Source organism: Nocardia shimofusensis NBRC 100134 (genome assembly GCF_001613125.1).
Taxonomy (GTDB): domain Bacteria; phylum Actinomycetota; class Actinomycetes; order Mycobacteriales; family Mycobacteriaceae; genus Nocardia; species Nocardia shimofusensis.
Map to the genome: position 1 here is coordinate 1 of NZ_BDBT01000002.1, position 19,302 is coordinate 19,302.

Sequence of the window (19,302 nt, forward strand, 5' to 3'; positions counted from 1 at the left end):
ACCGGGTGGGGCGGGAGTCGGCGCCGCCGAGGCGGGAGCAGGCGGTGTGGAGGCGCCGAAACCGGGAGCGGCGGGCGCCGAGACGGCGGGCGCGCTGTATTGCGGTGTGCCGCCACCCCACGGTGTCACCGGAGAGGCGGTGGCCGACGACAGCGGGGAGGCGGGGACAGCAGCCACCGGCGCGGCAGGGCCGGGCGGCGGCGACACGGACGTGACAGGCTGCCTCCCCAAGGGGTCCCCGGAATGCGCGTTCGCGGCCGGCCCGGCACTCGCCGCGGTCGTCTCCCCCGGACCGAGGGCCGACGCCTCGCTCTCCGGCACATCGTCCCCACGCCCGTCGCCTGGGTCGCCACCGTACGCGGCGTCCTGGCGTTCAGCGGCAGGGCCCTCGCTGTCCCCCGCGCTCGATTGCCCCGCGCGTCCTTGCCCTTCCGCGAACGGCCCACCGTCTCCCGGCCCACCGTCTCCCGGCGCACCGTCTCCCGGCGTACCGTCTCCCGGCGTACCGTCCCCGTCCGAGTGCGGTGTGTCCGTGCCCGGCGCCGCGGCGCCCCCGGGCGTCGGCGCATCGTGCGCTGTCGTAGTCCCCGGCGCGGGCTCGTCCCGCACCTGCCCGCCGAGGTCGGTATCCCTGTCGAAGGCGTGGCCGGGGAGGCTGCTGTCGGCGAGAGCGCTCTGCCCCTCCCCCGGAGAACCGACCGGCATCCCGGCAGCCGGCGAGGCGCCGTCGGTCAGTTCCGTCTCCGGGATGTCGTGCTCCGGCAACCCGGCGCCGCCCTCGGCCGGATCCTCGTCGCCGGGGGCATCGGCCGAGTTCCCGCCGGCCCCGGAGGCGCCGAGCAACTGTTGCGGATCACCCACCCCCTCGTCCGATCCCGAACCGGGACCGGCGAGCACACCCGCGACGGGTGACGGGAAGCTCGGCAATGTCGGGGCGATCGCGGTGTAGGCCCGCAGGTACAGATTCGCCATGTCGTCGCGGGCCTGTTCCTCGGCGGCATTGCGGGCACGGGCGGCATCCGACCCGGTCGCGGCCTCGACGGCGGGGGGAATGGCGGCGCGGAAACGTGCGGCCGCGTCGGCGGCGGCCTGCACGGGGGCGGTCTGGGCCCCCAGTGCGGCGGCGAGCGTGCCGAGGCCGGTGAGCAGGTCGCGAACGCGTGGGTGCGCGGCGTCGGCGGCGGCGCCCTCCCAGCCGAGTCCGACCGCCGTGCTCACCGCCGCCTCGAAGCGTTCGGCAGCGGCGGACACGATGGCGGCGAGCTCGGTCCACGCGTCGACGGCGGCGGTGATGTCGCCGGGCGCGAACCTGCTCGCGGCCTGCTCGATCCGCGCGTGGGAGAAGTTGTGCGGGTTCTCGGTATCGGAGATGACCCGGCCGTCGGTTCCGTGGGTGTGCATCGCGCCCCCTCGCATCGATGTCGTCGATCGGGTTAGACGCGGCCGACCCGTGCACGGTTCCGCCGAATTCCGTTGTCCGGGTCCGGCACCGGACCTACGGGCGCCCGGCGGACCGGAGCGGCGGGGACGGCTAGGAGTGCTCTGCCAGGTAGCGGATGTAGAAGGGGCGCAACTGGTCGGCGATCTCGCTGTCACCGGCATGCAGGTAGTCGTCGAGAAGCGGCGGCAGGTACTTGATGTCGAGCTCGCTCTCGGAGAGATTGCCCGCGGCGGCCTCGGCGGCGGGGATGAGAGTCAGCAACTCCCACAGGTACTTCACGTCGACCCGGCGCACCGCAGTCTTCACCGCACGCTCGTGCAGCTCCTTGGACGAGAGCTTGTCCAGCTCCTCGTACTTGCTCATCTCCGTGTCACCGGCCATGCCGCGACTCTATCGCCCGCCCGGCGACGACGCCTCGAGTTCTCCAGCACAGCCCTGGTGAGCTGCGAGTTAACCGGAACTTCACCCAGCAGCATCGCTGATCATCGAGCGCGGACCCGGCAACGACCTGTAGCGTCGATGATGCGGATCGCGTTGGTGTGGTTCGTACGGGAGGTCCTGACTTTGACTGAACTATTCAGTTCGAGGGGGCCGGCACCCGGCCCTCATGACCACGACTGACGTCGGGTCATCAGGACGGACCGGTCCAGCGAGATCGTTCGCACGGGTGCCGGGCGAACGCAAAAGGAGCCCACCGTGACTGCTGCACGCTCCGTTTCCGCCTCCTCGGCGACCTCCCATTCCACCGGTATCGGGGAAAACCCCGGAACGAGAACTGCCGGTTCGAGCGAGCCCGAGGAAGCCCGCGCCCCGCATCACACGGCATCCAAGACCTTCGTCATCGACACGTCGGTCCTGCTCTCCGACCCCTGGGCCTTCACCCGGTTCGGCGAGCACGACGTCGTCCTGCCGCTGGTCGTCATCAGTGAGCTGGAAGGTAAACGGCACCATCACGAACTGGGCTGGTTCGCGCGGGAAGCTCTGCGCAACCTCGATGACCTGCGCGTCGCGCACGGCAGGCTCGACGAGCCGCTGCCGATCGGCGTCGAGGGCGGAACCCTGCAGGTGGAACTGAACCACACCGATCCCTCGGTGCTCCCGGTCGGCTTCCGCACCGAGACCAACGACTCCCGGATCCTGGCCTGCGCGCTGAATCTCGCGGCCGAGGGCCGCCGGGTCGTGCTGGTGTCCAAGGACATTCCGCTGCGCGTCAAGGCGAGCGCGGTCGGTCTGCGCGCCGACGGCTACCACGCACAGGACGTGGTGACCTCCGGCTGGACCGGCATGGTCGAACTCGACGTGGCCTCCACCCAGATCGACCAGCTCTACGCCGAATCGGTCCTGGATCTGGAGCAGGCACGGGAGCTGCCCTGCCACACCGGCATCCGGCTGCTCGGCAGCAGCTCGAGCGCGTTGGGCAGGGTCACCCCGGACAAGCGGGTGCAACTGGTGCGCGAACGCGAAGCCTTCGGTTTGCACGGACGTTCCGCCGAGCAGCGCATCGCGCTGGACCTGCTGCTCGACGAGAGCATCGGCATCGTCTCGCTCGGCGGCAAGGCGGGCACCGGCAAGTCGGCGCTGGCGCTGACCGCGGGGCTGGAAGCGGTGCTGGAGCGCCGTTCCCAGCGCAAGGTGGTCGTGTTCCGGCCGCTGTACGCGGTGGGCGGGCAGGAACTGGGCTACCTGCCGGGCAGCGAGAGCGAGAAGATGGGCCCGTGGGCCCAGGCGGTGTTCGACACCCTCGACGGTCTGGCCTCTCCCGAGGTGATGGAGGAGGTGCTCAGCCGGGACATGCTGGAGGTCCTGCCGCTGACCCACATCCGCGGCCGGTCGCTGCACGACTCGTTCGTGATCGTCGACGAGGCGCAGTCGCTGGAACGCAACGTGCTGCTCACGGTGCTGAGCCGGCTCGGGTCGGGGTCGCGGGTGGTGCTCACCCACGACGTGGCCCAGCGCGACAATCTGCGGGTCGGCAGACACGACGGCGTCGCGGCGGTGATCGAAAAGCTCAAGGGCCATCCGCTTTTCGCGCACGTCACGCTCACGCGCAGCGAGCGCTCGCCGATCGCGGCGCTGGTCACCGAGATGCTCGAGGAGTACGGCCCGACCTCCTGAGTCCAGCGAACACTCAGAGTGTGTTTCGAACCACACGTCGAGGAGTAATATCCGCCGAGTTACCAGTTCGGCATCGATTCGGTCCCCCGTGAGCCGATTCGCCGACTCGTTGCCGTTCTCGGCCAAGGTTCCGTGCGGCGTCGCGTTCCCGCGGCGTCGCACGGAATCCGACGAGAGGGATTCGAATGCACCACACTCGACGCTCGGCCGGATTCGTAGCGGCAGTGGCCTCCACCGCGCTGCTTCTCACAGGCTGCTCCGACGACAGCGACGACGACACCACCGTGGTCACCATGACCACTCCCCCGATGGCCACCATGACCGCCCCCGCCGAGGGACGGGCGACCTCACCCACCTCCCCCACCTCGACCGGCGACGCCGACAACGACACCGACGCCGGCGCCTCGGAGGAGACCCGGATCGTCACGCCCGGAGGCGCCGAGATCACCGTGTCCGGCGACATCTACGAGAAGTACCGGGCGAGCGGCGGCCCGGCAAGCCCGCTCGGCATGCCGCTCGAGCCCGAGGAAGCGGCTCCCGACGGCGGCAGGTATCAGGACTTCGAGGGCGGCACGATCTACGAGCCCGCCGAGGGCGAACCGCACATCGTGTGGGGCGCGATCCGCGAGGCGTGGGAGGACAACGGCGGCGCGGCAGGCGAACTCGGCTACCCCACCTCCGACGAGAGCGACATCCCCGGCGGCAAGCAGAGCACGTTCAGCGGCGGCACCATCACCTGGGTGGACGGCCGGATCACCGTCACGCCCAGCTGACGTGAGTCTCCGACCCGCCCGGACCGCGCCCGACGCGGTCCGGGCTCTCCCCGGTCCCGGCGCGATTCTCGCCCGGCTCCCCCATCTCGGGCGCACAACGGCTAGGTTGTCCTCGTGCAAACACTGTTGACCGATCGCGAGCTGCTGGAGTCACTCGCCGACGAGGCGGAACTGAATCTGCGTCGTCATGTCGCCGTCGCCGACGGATGGCAGCCCCACGATCTCGTCCCGTGGGACGACGGGCGCAACTTCGCCTTCCTCGGCGGGACCGACTGGGAGCCCGGCCAGGCCCGGCTCAGCGAGGTCGCCGTGGTCGCGCTGACCGTGAGCGTGCTGATCGCCGACAACCTCCCCTCCTACCACCGCGAGCTGGGCAAGTACCTGCGCACCGGTCCGTGGTGGCGCTGGGTGGGCCGGTGGACTGCCGAAGAGAATCGGCACGAAATCCTCATCCGCAACTACCTGATGGTCACCCGGTCGGTCGATCCGGTCGAGCTGGAACGCGCCCGGATGAGCCACATGACCCTCGGTTTCGGCCGCGAGCCGCTGCATCTGCTCGATGTGCTGGCCGTCAACGCCTTCGAGGAGGCCGCGTCGGCGCTGCGTCACCGCAATACCGCCGCGCTGAACGAGAACCCGCTGGTCACGGCGATCGCCGAGCGCATCGCCGCCGACGACGCGCTGCAGTCGGAGTTCTTCGCCTCGATGGTCGCCGCGGCGTTCGAGCTGGCGCCGGACCAGACCATGCGCGCGGTCGCCGATCGGGTCGCCGGGTTCTCGGTGCCGAAGGTGGAGCTGCCCGACGGTCGTTCCAGCGACACGATGCTGGCCGAGGCGGGCATCTACGACCCGGCCGTCGAGGACGAGCAGGTCTTCGCTCCGCTGCTGCGCCGGTGGAATGTGTTCGGGCGCACCGATCTCGGGCCCGAGGGCGAGGCAGCCCGCACCGAACTCGAGCGCCTGCGCGCGTTCGCTTCCTGACACACGAGAAAGGCCGGACCCGGTTCTCACCGGGTCCGGCCTTTCTCGTGCTCGGGAGCTGCGCCAGGGGCGCGGACTCGCGCGGGACTCAGCCCAGCAGGCGCCAGTCCTCGAGACCCTGGTAGAGCGGGACGCTCTGGGCCAGCGTCGCGACCCGGCCGCGCAGGGTCGCCACATCCGAACCGCCCGCCAGCGCGGTGGCGATGATGTCGGCGACCTCGGTGAATTCGGTGTCGCCGAAACCGCGGGTGGCCAGCGCCGCCGTGCCGATGCGCAGGCCGGAGGTCACCATCGGCGGGCGCGGGTCGAACGGGACCGCGTTGCGGTTGACGGTGATGCCGATCTCGTGCAGCAGATCCTCGCCCTGCTGACCGTCGAGTTCGGAGTTGCGCAGGTCGACGAGCACCAGGTGCACGTCGGTGCCGCCGGTCAGCACGCTGATGCCCTTGCCCGCGACATCGCTGCCGGTGAGGCGCTCGGCGAGGATCTTGGCGCCGGAGAGGGTGCGCGCCTGGCGGTCGCGGAACTCCTCGGTGCCCGCGATCTTGAAGGCCACGGCCTTGGCGGCGACGGCGTGCATGAGCGGGCCGCCCTGCTGGCCGGGGAAGACCGCGCTGTTGATCTTCTTGGCGAATTCCTGCTTGGCCAGGATCAGGCCGGAGCGGGGACCGCCGAGGGTCTTGTGCACCGTGGAGGAGACGACGTCGGCGTAGGGCACCGGCGAGGGATGCAGACCGGCGGCGACCAGACCGGCGAAGTGCGCCATGTCCACCCACAGGTAGGCGCCCACCTCGTCGGCGATCTCGCGGAAGGCGGCGAAGTCCTGGTGACGCGGGTAGGCCGACCAGCCGGCCACGATCACCTTCGGCTCGGCCTCGAGGGCGATGGTGCGCACCTCGTCCATGTCGACGCGGTGGTCTTCCTTGCTCACCCCGTAGGAGTGCACCTCGTAGAGCTTGCCGGAGAAGTTCAGCCGCATGCCGTGGGTGAGGTGACCGCCGTGCGCGAGGTCGAGGCCGAGCATCTTCTCGCCCGGGTTCAGCAGCGACATCAGCACCGCGGCATTGGCCTGCGCGCCGGAATGCGGCTGGACATTGGCGAATTCGGCGCCGAACAGCTCCTTGGCACGCTCGCGGGCGAGGTTCTCCACCACATCGACGTCTTCACAGCCGCCGTAGTAGCGCCTGCCCGGGTAACCTTCGGCGTACTTGTTGGTCAGCACGCTGCCCTGAGCCTGCAGCACCGCGCGCGGCACGAAGTTCTCCGAGGCGATCATCTCGAGGGTGTCGCGCTCGCGGGCGAGTTCGCCTGCCATCGCGGCAGCGAGCTCGGGATCGAGCTCACCGAGAGACTGGGTATTGACAGAGGCGGTCGTCTGCGTCACCGGTTCAGTCTATGGGGACCTCGGCAGCGCTCACGCGGGGGGTTGCTGGGTGGCGTGCCGTTGTTCCGCGGCCAGCAACAGCAGCAGATTCTCCTCGGCCTCGTCCAACGGCCGAGCCGACTTCGCCGCGCGGGCCACCAGAATCGCGCCTTCCACAGTGCTGACGAGGAAACCCGCCAGCGAGCGAGCGCGGGCGGCAGTCAAGCCCGCGCCTTCCAGCGCCGCGGCGAGGCGGGTGGACCAGTCCTCGAAGGCGGCGGCCGCGGCCGCCTGCACCCCGGGTTCGGATTGGGCGAGCGCCGCGCCCGCGACCGGACAGCCTGCCCCGAAGTCACCGGAGCTCAACAACCATCTGCCCCAGCCGACCAGAGCCACCGCCCAATCGGCGGGTTCGCCGGTCGAGACGACGCGGTCGATGTGCGCCGAGACCCGCTGACCGCCGACCGAGGTCGCGGCTTGCACCAGCTCGCTCTTTCCGCCGGGGAAGTGCTGGTAGAGCGAATTCCTCGAGGTGTTCGTGCGGGCCAGCAGCGCGGCCAGACCCGCACCCTGGACGCCCTGTTCGCGCACCAGGGCGATGGCGCCTTCGATCAGGCGGTCACGCGGTCCGTTGCGCATCCGCTTCCCCTGTCCATCCGTGCCGTCCTTCACCTCGACCACCGAACCATGTCGCCGCGGGGCACCGCCACCACGGTTGCATGAACCGATCGGTCCATGCTGCAATCATGACAGATGTGAACCGATCGGTTCACCGAAAGGAACGACATGACCTCCACCGACATCGACCTGGCCTCGCTGTCCGGCCTGGAACTGCTGCGCGCCACGTTCTCCGTGCCGGAGCGGCCGCCGTTCATCGGCGACCTGCTCGGCATGGAGGTCGACGAACTCGAGCACGGCAAGGCGGTCTTCGCGGTCCGCACCCGCCCGGACTTCGCCAACCCGCTGGGCACCACGCACGGCGGCATCTGCGCGACCCTGCTGGACTCGGTCATGGCATGCGCCGTGCACACCACCCTGGACGCGGGCGTCGGCTACACGACCCTCGAACTGAAGGTCAACTACATCCGCTCCGCGCCGACCGACGGCCGCCGCCTCACCGCGACCGGCACCACCATCCACGTCGGCCGCACCACCGCCACGGCCGAGGGCCGGGTGGTCGACGAAGACGGCAAGCTCGTCGCCCACGCGACCACCACCTGCGCCATCTTCCGCTGAGCCATTCGACCACCCGGCCGGGCCATCGGCGGGCCCGCTGCTCAGGCCACGCCGACCAGTTCCCGGCGCACCGCGGCAGGGGTCAGCGGTTCGTCCAGCAGCCGGCGGAATCGCTCGCTGCGCTCCGCCGCGTCGGCCGCGCGATCCAGCCAGTCGCCGAGCAGCTTGTAGCCCTCCACGTAGGTGGAGATGTAGGCCCGCCACAGCGGCGAGGACAGGAAGCGCAACTGCTGTCGCGCCCGGTCCGGGGTGACCAGGCTCCAGCGCTGCAGGAACTCCGCGACCTCGCTCTCGGTGCGGCGACGGTCGTGCAGCAGCAGCGCGGCGTCCTGACGGACCGAGAGCAGTTTCGCCGAGGCGCGCGAGAGCCGCTCGGCGCGTTCGCCGTCGAAACGCAGGCCGAGGTCGGCGTAGATCTCCTGCGCCCAGCGGCCCCAGCCGGGTCCGACGATCGAGCGCAGCGCCAGGTCGGCCAGCCCCTCGGCCATCAGGCACTGCGGGGTGTTGACCAGGAACAGCGTCTGCTCGGCCTGCCCGGCGGCGACCAGCCCGGCCTCCTTGCGACAGTGCTCGGTGTGGTGACCCGGGTAGGACTCGTGCGCGATCAGGTGCGGCAGGTTCGCCATGTGCTGCTGGAGATCGGAGTTGATCGCGACGCGGGAGTGGTAGTTGCCCAGGTAGTAGTTGAACCCCGACCACGGCTTGTCGCCGACCACCTCGTAGGTGACGTGCTCGTGGTCGGGCAGCGGGTAGCGCTCGCGCACCTTCTCGCGCAGCGCGCCCGAGAACGCCTCCACACAGGCCGAGAGCCGTTCCGGCGGGATCGCGTCGGCACGCCGGTGCGCGGCGATACGCTCGGCCAGCATGCCCTCCCCCGCCAGCACCTCGTCCATCTGCCGGTGCGCGTCCAGGTAGTCCTCGACCTCGCCGGGCGCGATCTCGACATCGAAATAGGCGCGCACTTCCTCGACGAAGCCGATGTCCTCGCCGGCGAACTTGCGTCCGGAGCATTCCAGTGCGCGCAGATGCGCGTCGAGGAATTCCACCCGCTGCTCGTCGAGCCCGGAATCCGGGAGGGCGGAACGCAATTCGGCGGCTTTACGGGCCAGCTCCTCGGGTTGCGGCGCGGGGGCGTTCTGCACCGCGCGGCGCAGGTCCGGGTCGCCGGTGAAGGCGTCGACGAAACCTTCTTCGAGACGGTCGAAACCCAGACCGAGCCGCAGATAGTCGGTCACGAGCGGATGCGCATCCATGCCCGCGACGATACTGCGCACCCGCGGCGCTGTCCGCCCGGTGTACCTGCGGTTACCTCCCGGTAGCGGTACCCCCAGTTTTCCGTGCCGAGAGCCGGGAGGACAATTCGCCACATGCGGCGAGAGCTGGTCCGGAAGTCACAGTGCCCCCTCGGCATGTGTGCGTGTTTGCCGAAACGGAGCGTCGGGTAAGTGGCACGAATGAGCGAGCCGAGCCCCTATGTGGAATTCGATAGGAAGCAGTGGCGAACACTGCGCAACTCGACTCCACTGGTGCTCACCGAGGACGAACTGACCGGCCTGCGCGGTCTCGGCGAACAGATCGACCTCGAGGAGGTCGCCGAGGTCTACCTCCCGCTCGCTCGACTGATACATCTCCAAGTAGCCGCCAGGCAGCGCCTTTTCGCGGCCACAGCGACCTTCCTCGGGGAGAAGCACCCGGATCGGCAGGTGCCCTTCGTCATCGGCGTCGCGGGCAGCGTGGCGGTCGGCAAATCGACCACCGCCCGCGTGCTGCAGGCATTGCTGGCGCGCTGGGAACACCATCCGCGGGTGGATCTGGTCACCACGGACGGATTCCTCTACCCCACCGCGGAACTCACCCGGCGCGGCATCATGCATCGGAAAGGCTTTCCGGAGAGCTACGACCGGCGCAAGCTGCTGCGCTTCGTCACCGAGGTGAAATCGGGCGCCGCGGAGGTGTGCGCGCCGGTCTATTCGCACATCTCCTACAACATCGTGCCGAACGAGATGCACTGCGTGCACCAGCCCGACATTCTCATCGTCGAGGGCCTCAATGTGCTGCAGACCGGACCGCGGCTGATGGTGTCGGACCTGTTCGACTTCTCGATCTATGTCGACGCGCGCATCGAGGACATCGAGAAGTGGTACGTCCAGCGCTTTCTGGCGTTGCGCAAGACCGCCTTCGCCGATCCGGAAGCGCATTTCCACCATTACGCCGATCTGACCGACGACCAGGCCACCCTGGCCGCGCAGGAGATCTGGAATTCGACCAACCGGCCGAATCTGGTGGAGAACATTCTGCCCACCCGCCCGCGCGCGACCCTGGTACTGCGCAAAGACGCCGACCACACCATCAACCGGCTGCGCCTGCGCAAACTCTGAGCCGCGCTCCGGAGTGCGCGGGAGTGGGCTCTACACGCCGAAGCGGCGGTGCCTGGCGGCGTAGTCGCGCAGTGCGCGCAGGAAGTCGACCTTGCGGAACTCCGGCCAGTAGACCTCGGTGAACCAGATCTCGGAATACGCGCTCTGCCACAGCAGGAAGCCCGACAGGCGCTGCTCGCCGGAGGTGCGGATCACCAGGTCCGGATCGGGCTGGCCGGAGGTGTAGAGGTGCTGACCGATGGCGTTGACGGTGATCGACTGCACTAGATCCTCGCCGGTCTCCCCCGCGGCGATCTCCTGCCGGACCAGCGAGCGCACCGCGTCGGCGATCTCCTGGCGACCGCCGTAGCCGACGGCGACGTTCACATGCACGCCACGGCGGCCTTCGGTCTGCTCGGCGGCGGTACGGATGCGCTTGGCGATCAGTTCCGGAAAGCCGACGAGCGAGCCGACGATGCGCACGCTCCACTCGCGCTCGGGCGCGGACAATTCCTCGACCACGTCGGTGATGACCTCGAACAGCGTCTCGAGTTCTTCGGGATCGCGCTGCAGGTTCTCGGTGGAGAGCAGGTAGACGGTGACCATCTCGATGCCGGACTGCGAGCACCACTCGACCAACTCGGCGATCTTCAGCGCACCGACCCGATGGCCGTGACTGACATCGGTAAATCCGTTCTCGCGAGCCCAGCGTCTATTGCCGTCGCACATCACCGCGACATGCCGAGGATGTTGTTTTCCGGCCAGCTGCTTGGACAATCTGGCCTCGTAGATGCGATACGGAAGGCCACGCACCCGGTTCCGAAACTCCACGGCGACCAACAGTACGCCTCATCGCCGGGATCGCCGCAGCGGCCGCGATCACAGTGCCGGGCAGTGGTGCCCGGGGTAAACCTACGTTACCGTAAGTTACTCATCGGTTTACAGGAGGTACGTCCGGTGTCCGACGCAACCGATATATCCGACGCCACCGATAACACCGACTCGGCGCTGGTGGCCGCCTCGCCCGCCGAGGCCGTCGACGCGCTGGCCAAGCCGAGCATGCGCGGCTGGATCCACACCTGGGCACTGGCCGTCTCCGCCGTCGCGGTCGCGGTCCTGGTCTACGTCGCGGCGGGCATCTCGGCGTCGGCGGGCTGGTCGACACTGGTCTACGGCGTCTCGGTCTGCCTGCTGTTCGGCATCAGCGCCATCTATCACCGGGTCACCTGGAAGACCCCACGCACCCGCATCAGGATGAAGCGCGCCGACCACTCGATGATCTTCCTGTTCATCGCGGGCAGCTACACGCCGTTCGCGGTGCTCGGATTGCCGGGGCGCACCGGGCAGATCCTGCTGGCGGTGGTCTGGGCGGGCGCGCTGGCGGGCGTGGCGCTGAAGCTGCTGTGGCCGACCGCGCCCGCGTGGGTGGGCGTGCCGTTGTATCTGGTACTGGGCTGGGCGATCGTGCCGGTGGCCGGAACGCTGCTCGACGCGATCGGCTGGACGCCGCTGATCCTGCTCGCGCTCGGCGGTGTCATGTACAGCGTTGGCGCGATCCTCTACGCCACCAAGTGGCCGAATCCGTGGCCGCTGGTGTTCGGCCATCACGAGTTCTTCCACGCCGCGACCGTGCTGGCGGCGCTGTGCCACTACATCGCGATCTGGATGGTCGTGCTGCGCTGAGCAATGCGCCCGGCCACGCCGACCGGGGCCACTATGCTGACTTTTCGTGTCCCCTCAGTGCCGCACGTCACCGCGTGATCGCCGACGCATGCCCGGAGCGGGTGTGCGCTGATCGTGATCGCCGAGCTCATCGCGTGGGCGCTGCGGGCCCGCTGGGGGCTGGCCACCGTGGTCACCACCGCCAATCTGGCCGGCGTCGCGGTCATCCTCACCCAGTTGTGGCTCAGCGGCTTCCTCGGCCGGATCGGCCCGGAGTGGCCACACACGCTGGCGCTGATCTCGATCTATCCGGTGCTCGGCCTGCTGACCGGCGTGATCCTGGCGTTCCGTGATCGCACGATCCACCTGGGCTGGATAGATCAGAAGCGAAGACCGACGCCCGACCAGGCACATCGGCTGTTGCGGTTGCCGATCGTGGTCTCCGCTCGCGCGCTCGGGCTGTGGATTCCCGGCGTGATCATCTCGGTGTCGCTGTTCGCGAAGTTCACCCCGGAGAACGATCCCGCGGTGACGACGGCACTGATCACCATCGGCGCCTTCGAGTCGGCGGCGCTGACCTTTCTCATCGTCGACCGCATGACCCGCCCGGCCATTCCGGTGGTGGCGCAGGTGCTCGGCGCGACCATGCACTGGAGTTCCTCGGTGCTGTCGCGGGTGGTCGTCACCTGGGCGGTCTCCGGCGCGCTGCCGCTGCTGATGCTGATCGTCGTGCTGGCCGACCCGGCCGCGGGCGCACCCGACCGTATCCGCACCGCCGTCTACCTGTCGGCCGTCGGCATCTCCGTCGGCGCGCTGGCCACCGCGTTCCTGGCCCGCTCCGTCGCCACACCGATGCGCACGCTGCGCCTGGCGCTGGAGCGGATCAGCGACGGCGAGACCGATGTGCGCGTGCCGGTCGGCAGCGCCAGCGAGATCGGCAGGCTGGAGAACTCGGTCAACGCGCTGGCCGCGAACCTGCGCGAGCGCGATCGGATGCGGGCGGTGTTCGGCAGGCACGTCGGCGCCGAGGTGGCCGAACGCGCGCTGGCGGGCGGGGCGAAGCTGACCGGCGACGTCCGGGTGGTGTCGGCGCTGTTCGTCGACGTCACCGGCTCGGTGACACTGTCGACGCAACTGGCGCCCGAGGAGTTCGTGGCCAAGCTGAACCGTCTGCTCGCGATCGTGGTGGCGGCGACCGAGGACAACAACGGCCTGGTCAACAAGTTCGAGGGCGATGCGGCGCTGTGTGTGTTCGGCGCGCCGGTCGCCTTGGGCGACGACGCGACTCCCGCGCTGCGCGCCGCCCGGCGCATTCGCGACGAAGTGCTGGCCCTCGGCGAACTCGACATCGGCATCGGCGTGGCGCGCGGCCAGGTGTTCGCCGGCGACGTCGGCACCGCCAGCCGCCTCGAGTACACCGTCATCGGCGACGCGGTGAACGAGGCCGCCCGGCTGACCGGCGAGGCCAAACAGGCTCCCCGCCGAATCCTGGTCAGCGGCTCGCTCATCGAGGCCGCGGCGCCGCACGAGCGGGTGAAGTGGACAGTCCACGAACGCATCCTGCTGCGCGGCATGAGCGAGCCGACCGCCACCTGGACGGACGTCGACGTCACCGAAGCTGCCACCGTACCTTCCGCGGAAGCGCCCGCCGAGGCGGAAGCGCTCGACACCGCGGGCGAGCCGTCCAGCAGCGCCATCACCGAAATCCGATCCGCCACAACCGACGACGAGCAGCCGTAGACGGCGGTCGGGCAACGACCGCAGTCGAGGGGTTCCGATGACGGCGGCGCCGGGACGCGCCCGACGACCGCGCCACGGACCGGCGCCGCCGACAGCGAACCTGTCGCCCACGACACCTGCTGCCGGACGCCCTTATCCGGCAAGCGATTCGCGAAGTGCCGCCACGCTCGTCACCGGCAGGTCGCACACCGCGCCGCGGCACACGTAGGCGGCCGCCGCGGATCCGACCGGCCCGCGATCGGCCAGCAGGGGGGCGGAATCGACGGCGCCGGAGACGATCACGCTACCGCCGGGCGCCGCGGCACGGGCCGCCGCGAGCAAGGGCGCACCGTCCTCGGGACGCTCCGCCGCAGTCGCGACCGCGACCTGTATCGGCCCGCGCAGCGCCGCCTCGGCCACCGCGAGCCACTGGCCCGCCGAGCGTGGCGCGCGGGCCAGGACGAGCGCGCCTCTGCGCAGGGTCTGCTCGGCCGCCTCCCGATAGCCGGTCGCGCGGGCGGGGTCGGCGAGCGCCGACACGGTCAACAGGGCTTCGGCCAGCGCCGACGCACCGGCCGGGGTGGCGCCGTCGATGGGGTCGCGGGGGCGGGCCACCAGCGTCTCGGCGTCGTCGGCGGTGTCGAACCAGCTGCCCGGCGCTTCCGGATCGGCGAAATGGCGCAGCGCGCTGTCGAGGACGAGCTGGGCCTGCACCAGCCAATCCGCTTCGGCGGTGGCCTGATAGAGGGCCGACAGGGCGGTCGCGAGCCAGGCGTAGTCCTCCAACACGCCCGGCGAGGCGCCCGCCTTCCCGCCCAGCGACGCGCGGCGCACCCGCCCGTCGCGCACGTGCTCGGCCAGCAGGAACCGGGCGCAGGCGACCGCCGCGTCGATCCACTCCGGTTCGCCGAGCGCGGCCCCGGCTTCGGCGAGCGCGGTGATCGCCAGCCCGTTCCAGGCGGTGACCACCTTGTCGTCGCGCGCGGGCTGCGGCCTGCGCTGACGGGCGGCGCGCAGCACTTCCCGCACCCGCTCGAACCGACGCGTGTCGTCGGGGTCCTTGTAGCGGGTGAGCACCGAGGCGCCCTGTTCGAAGTTGCCGCCGGTGGTCACACCGAGAATCTCGCTCGCCCACGCGCCGTCGATCGGTCCGAGTTCGGCGACCAGCTCGGCAGGCGACCACACGTAGGTCGCGCCTTCCACCCCGGGCCCGCCGGGACTCACGTGGGTGTCGGCGTCCAGCGCGGAGGCGAACCCGCCGTGCTCGGTGCCGAGATCGTCGAGAACGAATCGCGCCGTCTCCCGCGCGACCCGGGCCGGGAGATCGGTGTCGGCGAGGTCGGTGCGGCGCGCGAGATGGGCGTAGGCGCGCAAGAGCTGGGCGTTGTCGTAGAGCATCTTCTCGAAATGCGGCACCACCCAGGCCGGGTCGACCGAGTACCGGGCGAACCCGCCGCGCAACTGGTCGTAGATGCCGCCGCGCGCCATCGCCTCGGCGGTGCGGCTGACCACCCGGAAAACGGCGGGATCACCGGTGCGCTCCCAGCTGCGCAGCAGACCTTCCAGCAGCGCCGACGGCGGGAACTTCGGCGCGGATCCGAATCCGCCGTGCTCGGCGTCCTCGTCGCGCAGTACCGCGGCGACCGCGTGGTCGAGCAGTTCCGGGGTGATGACGAGCTCGCCCTCGGGCAGTCCCGAGTTCTGCGCCCGCAGGGCCTCGACCACCTGCGCCGACGCCCGATCCACCTCCTCGCGACGGTTGCGCCAGGTGTCGGCGACCGCGGTGAGCAACTGGGTGAACGAGGGCATGCCGCCGCGCGAGGTCTTCGGGTAATAGGTGCCGCAGTAGAACGGCTCGCCGGAGGGACTCAGGAAGCAGGTCATCGGCCAGCCGCCCTGACCGGTCATGGCGACGGTGGCGTTCATGTACACCGCGTCGATGTCGGGACGTTCCTCCCGATCGACCTTCACGCACACGAAATTCTCGTTCATCAGCGCCGCGGTCTCCGGGTCCTCGAACGACTCGTGCGCCATCACATGACACCAGTGGCAGGAGGCGTAACCGACCGACAGCAGGATCGGCACATCGCGATCCCGCGCTTCGGCCAGCGCCGCGGGTTCCCACTCCCACCAGTGCACAGGGTTGTCCGCGTGCTGACGCAGATACGGCGAGGTCGCACCGATCAATCGGTTCACAGTCCTCACCCTTCCACATCCGGCGGATGCCGGGGTGGACCTGTGCGGCTACCGGCGGCGGTTCACCACTTGCGGCCGGTGTATGCCAGCAGCGCGCGATGCGCGGGGGCGTCGTCGTCCACCGGCAGCGCGGGCGCGAAAATGCCCGCCTCCCGGTAGACGTCGATCCCGCCGTAGCTGCGCATCGTCTCCAGCAATTCCGCGCACATCGCGTCGTCGATCAGATCCGACCGGCCGATCGCCAGCGCCAGGTCCAGACCGTGCACCACGATCTCGGTCAGATGAATCTGTACCGCCGCAGGCGCGGGCACCGGCCCGATCCCCAGGTGCACCGTCGCGGTCGGCACATCCGGACGCCGCCATGCCGCCCGATCGATCTCCGCCGCCGCCGCGTAGGCGGTCTGCGGATCCGACCCGAGCCACCCCTCGGCGTTGCCCGCACCGGAGTCGTTGCCGCTCAGCTTGGCGGCGAAGACGTGCATCCCGCCCACCAGGTGGTTGAGCACCGTCCGCACATCCCAGTCCTCGCAGGGCGTCGCCGCGGTGAGCTGATCGTCGTCCACAGCGGAGACGATCGCGGCGGTCGTGTCGAGAGCGCGGTCGATCCGGCCGAGCACAGTGTCCATGGGCGTCCTTCGGTCGTTCGGGTAAACATTCAAACACGGGCGCCCGACGAATGCCCGACTGCCGCAACCCCGTTCGGTCCGGCTGCACTACTCCGCCGCGTCCGGCTGCACTACTCGGCCGCGTCCGGCTGCACTACTCGGCCGCGTCCGGCTGCAGCACGGCGAACAGGCCGGACGGACGACAGTGGCCGGGACGAACCCCGGCCACTCGCGGAAGATCCTTCGTCAGCGGGGCGGCGAACTCACTCGGTCCGCTTCTTGTCCGGCGTGCCGGGTTCGGCATCGTCGGGCGACTTCTGCACCGGCACCGCGCCGGGATCGGTGCCCTCGTCCGCCACCTGATCGGGTTCGGGGTGCTCGGGCTCGAAGGTCGGCGGAAGGTTCTTCAGGTGCCGATTCATGGAGCGGACCAGCAGGAAGGTGCCCACCAGCAGGAGCAGGACGATGGCGAGGCCGAGGGGGGATGCCTTGCCGAATTCGGGGCCGGTCGGGGTCCCTGGGGTCTGGGCGAGTAACTCGACGATCACCGCTGCGCTTCCTCGATACCTGCGAACAGATCGGTTTCCGGGATGGCTGTGCGCACCCTGGTCTGGGCCAATTCGAACTCCTCGGTCGGCCACAGACGCTGCTGGAGCTCCACCGGGATCGCGAAGAACGCGCCGTTCGGGTCGATCTGGGTGGCGTGCGCGCGCAGGGCGTCGTCACGCTGCGGGAAGTACTTCCCGCAGTCGATCTGGGTGGTGACCCGGCCCATGATGTCACCGCGCGCGCCCGCCCTCGTGCGGCTCATGTCCAGCCATTCCTGCAACGGGAACGGCCGGCCCAGCCGCTCGAACTCCTCGGCGAAGACCTCGAGCCGGCGCATGATGAAACCGTGGCTGTAGTACAGCTTGAGCGGGGTCCACGGTTCCCCGGCGTCCGGGAACCGCTCGGGATCGCCCGCCGCCTCGAACGCCGCGACCGACACCTTGTGGCAGGCGATGTGGTCGGGATGCGGATACCCGCCCATCTCGTCGTAGGTGGTGATGACGTGCGGCTTGAACTCGCGTACGACGCGCACCAGGGCCTCGGTCGACTCCTCGAGCGGCACCAGCGCGAAGCAGCCCTCCGGCAGCGGGGGCGGCGGGTCGCCCTCGGGCAGGCCGGAGTCGACGAATCCGAGCCAGCGATGCTGGACCCCGAGGGCGCGAGCGGCCGCGGCCATCTCCTCGCGACGAATCTCGTGGATACGGTCGAGGACACCCGGGGTGTCCATCGCCGGGTTCAGGATGCTGCCGCGTTCGCCGCCGGTCAACGACACGACGAGGACTTGATGCCCCTCGTCGGCGTAACGCGCGGTCGTGGCAGCACCCTTGCTCGATTCGTCGTCCGGGTGTGCGTGTACCGCCATGAGGCGAAGGCCACTCACGTCTTGTTCACCGTCGCTCTCGGTCGCGGGTGTCGGCTCGTCATTACCTATAGTTCCATTCGAGCCTTCGTTGTTCCGACCTACCCCCCGGGAGCGAGCCGTCATGAGCGATCCAGTACCGAACGGCGTCGGCGCGCGCCCCGCCGACCGGTACGGGGCCACGCCGGGAGGGCGGCCGAAGTGGCTGGTTCCGCTCATCGCACTGGTGGTGCTCGCGGTCGGCGCCGGGGTCGCCTACCTGGGCTTTCAGAAGTACGGGCCGGCCGAGATCGAAGCCGAGGAACTCGGGTACACGGTCGTCGACGACTCGACGGTGTCGCTGCGGTTCAAGGTGACCCGCGCGGATCCGCACCGAGACGTGGTGTGTTTCGTGCGGGCGATGGATCGCGACACCACCGAGGTCGGCAGGCGTGAGGTGTTGATCACCGGATCCGAGCACGGCACGGTCGAGGTCACCACCGAGATCCGCACCTCCTCGCGCTCCTCCTCGGGCAGCGTCTACGGGTGCAGCGCAACCGTTCCGGAGTATCTGCGCGCACACTGACCGCCGCTACCCGGGTGCCCGACCGAGGGCACGCTCGGTGGCCCGAAACGACGCTCGGCGCGGCAAAAATATATTCTCACCTGCATCTTTGTTAATCATGCTAAAATGGCGTGATACACGGTTCCGTGCCTCGGAGCCGTGTTTGCTGCATTGGCGGCAGGCGCAGCGCGCTGACCGGAGCTTCACGGGTTCGTCCGGTTACCGCGCACGTCGGGGTCATCGAAGCCATGACCCCCGGTTTCTGCGTCTGTCGTCGGCTGGTGCGTGCCCGCCCTCGGACGGGTCGCGCGCCGGTTTCAGGGAATCCCGGCATGCCGGGAACAACTACGAGGGAGTGATCGAGATGACCGAGACGAATGTGACCTGGCTGACCCAGGAATCGCACGACAGGCTCAAGAGCGAGCTCGACGCGCTCATCGCCAACCGTCCGGTCATCGCCGCGGAGATCAACGAGCGTCGCGAAGAAGGCGACCTCAAGGAGAACGGCGGATACCACGCCGCGCGTGAGGAACAGGGCCAGCAGGAAGCTCGCATTCGCCAGCTGCAGGAGCTGCTGAACAACGCCAAGGTCGGCGTCGCGCCGACCAAGTCCGGCGTCGCGCTGCCCGGCTCGGTGGTCAAGGTCTACTACGACGGCGACGAGAGTGACACCGAGACCTTCCTCATCGCCACGCGCGAGGAGGGCCTCGGTCATTCCGACCTCGAGACCTATTCCCCGAACTCCCCGCTGGGCGGTGCCCTGATCGATGCCAAGGTCGGCGAGACTCGCGAGTACACGCTGCCCAACGGCAACATCATGAAGGTGACTCTGGTGAGCGCGGAGCCCTACCACGGCTGACCGCGCCCCTCCCCCGAACCCGGCACAGACGCGAGCGGCCGCA

18 protein-coding genes and 1 pseudogene are annotated in these 19,302 nt (G+C 69.6%); 9 read left to right on the forward strand and 10 right to left on the reverse strand.

Annotation, left to right across the window (positions count from 1 at the left end; translation table 11 throughout):
• Both NS3_RS02235 and NS3_RS02240 read right to left on the reverse strand, forming a co-directional pair.
• Window positions 1-1,401, reverse strand: a pseudogene (locus NS3_RS02235) (hypothetical protein); the annotation flags it as partial.
• A gap of 130 nt (window positions 1,402-1,531) precedes the next feature.
• Window positions 1,532-1,822 carry a hypothetical protein gene (locus NS3_RS02240; protein WP_245649436.1) on the reverse strand — a complete coding sequence of 97 codons (291 nt, stop codon included), beginning with the start codon at window positions 1,820-1,822 and terminating at the stop codon, window positions 1,532-1,534.
• A 315-nt stretch (window positions 1,823-2,137) separates the two neighbouring features.
• Between NS3_RS02240 and phoH2 the strand changes: the two genes are divergently transcribed.
• The 3 genes from phoH2 to NS3_RS02255 all read left to right on the forward strand — a co-directional run bounded on the left by phoH2 (window position 2,138) and on the right by NS3_RS02255 (window position 5,310).
• Window positions 2,138-3,556, forward strand: a complete 1,419-nt coding sequence (phoH2, locus tag NS3_RS02245) for an RNA 5'-3' helicase PhoH2 (RefSeq protein WP_373865272.1) — start codon at window positions 2,138-2,140, stop codon at window positions 3,554-3,556.
• Between the two features lie 185 nt (window positions 3,557-3,741).
• Window positions 3,742-4,329 carry an LGFP repeat-containing protein gene (locus NS3_RS02250; protein WP_067852838.1) on the forward strand — a complete coding sequence of 196 codons (588 nt, stop codon included), beginning with the start codon at window positions 3,742-3,744 and terminating at the stop codon, window positions 4,327-4,329.
• A 114-nt stretch (window positions 4,330-4,443) separates the two neighbouring features.
• Window positions 4,444-5,310, forward strand: coding sequence for an acyl-ACP desaturase (locus tag NS3_RS02255; protein ID WP_067852840.1), 867 nt, complete (start codon window positions 4,444-4,446; stop codon window positions 5,308-5,310).
• Between the two features lie 88 nt (window positions 5,311-5,398).
• Here NS3_RS02255 and glyA read toward each other — a convergent pair whose 3' ends face one another.
• Together glyA and NS3_RS02265 are read right to left on the reverse strand one after the other, a co-directional pair.
• Window positions 5,399-6,694, reverse strand: a complete 1,296-nt coding sequence (glyA, locus tag NS3_RS02260) for a serine hydroxymethyltransferase (RefSeq protein WP_067852841.1) — start codon at window positions 6,692-6,694, stop codon at window positions 5,399-5,401.
• A gap of 30 nt (window positions 6,695-6,724) precedes the next feature.
• Window positions 6,725-7,312 (reverse strand): TetR/AcrR family transcriptional regulator, encoded by a 588-nt coding sequence (locus NS3_RS02265; RefSeq protein ID WP_067852843.1) that lies wholly within the window; start codon window positions 7,310-7,312, stop codon window positions 6,725-6,727.
• 147 nt (window positions 7,313-7,459) lie between these two features.
• On the opposite strand from NS3_RS02265, the gene NS3_RS02270 reads away from it, so the two are divergent.
• Window positions 7,460-7,909 carry a PaaI family thioesterase gene (locus tag NS3_RS02270; RefSeq protein WP_067852845.1) on the forward strand — a complete coding sequence of 150 codons (450 nt, stop codon included), beginning with the start codon at window positions 7,460-7,462 and terminating at the stop codon, window positions 7,907-7,909.
• 41 nt (window positions 7,910-7,950) lie between these two features.
• On the opposite strand, the gene NS3_RS02275 is transcribed toward NS3_RS02270, so the two are convergent.
• On the reverse strand, window positions 7,951-9,162 hold the full coding sequence (locus tag NS3_RS02275) for a hypothetical protein (protein ID WP_067852847.1): 1,212 nt from the start codon (window positions 9,160-9,162) through the stop codon (window positions 7,951-7,953).
• 192 nt (window positions 9,163-9,354) lie between these two features.
• Here NS3_RS02275 and coaA point away from each other — a divergent pair, with 192 nt between their 5' ends.
• Window positions 9,355-10,287: a type I pantothenate kinase gene (gene coaA, locus NS3_RS02280; protein ID WP_067852849.1), complete on the forward strand. Its 933-nt coding sequence runs from the start codon at window positions 9,355-9,357 to the stop codon at window positions 10,285-10,287.
• A 30-nt stretch (window positions 10,288-10,317) separates the two neighbouring features.
• Here coaA and NS3_RS02285 read toward each other — a convergent pair whose 3' ends face one another.
• Window positions 10,318-11,106, reverse strand: a complete 789-nt coding sequence (locus NS3_RS02285) for an isoprenyl transferase (RefSeq protein ID WP_067852851.1) — start codon at window positions 11,104-11,106, stop codon at window positions 10,318-10,320.
• Window positions 11,107-11,325: 219 nt separating this feature from the next.
• Here NS3_RS02285 and trhA point away from each other — a divergent pair, with 219 nt between their 5' ends.
• Both trhA and NS3_RS02295 read left to right on the forward strand, forming a co-directional pair.
• Window positions 11,326-11,949: a PAQR family membrane homeostasis protein TrhA gene (gene trhA / locus NS3_RS02290; protein WP_067853477.1), complete on the forward strand. Its 624-nt coding sequence runs from the start codon at window positions 11,326-11,328 to the stop codon at window positions 11,947-11,949.
• A 114-nt stretch (window positions 11,950-12,063) separates the two neighbouring features.
• Window positions 12,064-13,668, forward strand: coding sequence for an adenylate/guanylate cyclase domain-containing protein (locus NS3_RS02295; protein ID WP_067852853.1), 1,605 nt, complete (start codon window positions 12,064-12,066; stop codon window positions 13,666-13,668).
• Between the two features lie 132 nt (window positions 13,669-13,800).
• On the opposite strand, the gene NS3_RS02300 is transcribed toward NS3_RS02295, so the two are convergent.
• The 4 genes from NS3_RS02300 to mca form a co-directional block, all read right to left on the reverse strand.
• On the reverse strand, window positions 13,801-15,852 hold the full coding sequence (locus NS3_RS02300) for a thioredoxin domain-containing protein (RefSeq protein ID WP_067852855.1): 2,052 nt from the start codon (window positions 15,850-15,852) through the stop codon (window positions 13,801-13,803).
• Between the two features lie 53 nt (window positions 15,853-15,905).
• Window positions 15,906-16,469, reverse strand: a complete 564-nt coding sequence (locus tag NS3_RS02305) for a TIGR03086 family metal-binding protein (RefSeq protein ID WP_067852856.1) — start codon at window positions 16,467-16,469, stop codon at window positions 15,906-15,908.
• 242 nt (window positions 16,470-16,711) lie between these two features.
• On the reverse strand, window positions 16,712-16,996 hold the full coding sequence (locus tag NS3_RS02310; protein ID WP_067852858.1) for a hypothetical protein: 285 nt from the start codon (window positions 16,994-16,996) through the stop codon (window positions 16,712-16,714).
• Window positions 16,993-17,877 (reverse strand): mycothiol conjugate amidase Mca, encoded by an 885-nt coding sequence (gene mca / locus NS3_RS02315; protein ID WP_174550425.1) that lies wholly within the window; start codon window positions 17,875-17,877, stop codon window positions 16,993-16,995. The genes NS3_RS02310 and mca overlap by 4 nt, the downstream gene beginning before the upstream one ends.
• A 103-nt stretch (window positions 17,878-17,980) precedes the next feature.
• Here mca and NS3_RS02320 point away from each other — a divergent pair, with 103 nt between their 5' ends.
• Both NS3_RS02320 and greA read left to right on the forward strand, forming a co-directional pair.
• On the forward strand, window positions 17,981-18,421 hold the full coding sequence (locus NS3_RS02320) for a DUF4307 domain-containing protein (RefSeq protein WP_067852862.1): 441 nt from the start codon (window positions 17,981-17,983) through the stop codon (window positions 18,419-18,421).
• 343 nt (window positions 18,422-18,764) lie between these two features.
• Window positions 18,765-19,259, forward strand: coding sequence for a transcription elongation factor GreA (greA, locus tag NS3_RS02325; RefSeq protein ID WP_040798294.1), 495 nt, complete (start codon window positions 18,765-18,767; stop codon window positions 19,257-19,259).
• Window positions 19,260-19,302: the final 43 nt, after the last annotated feature.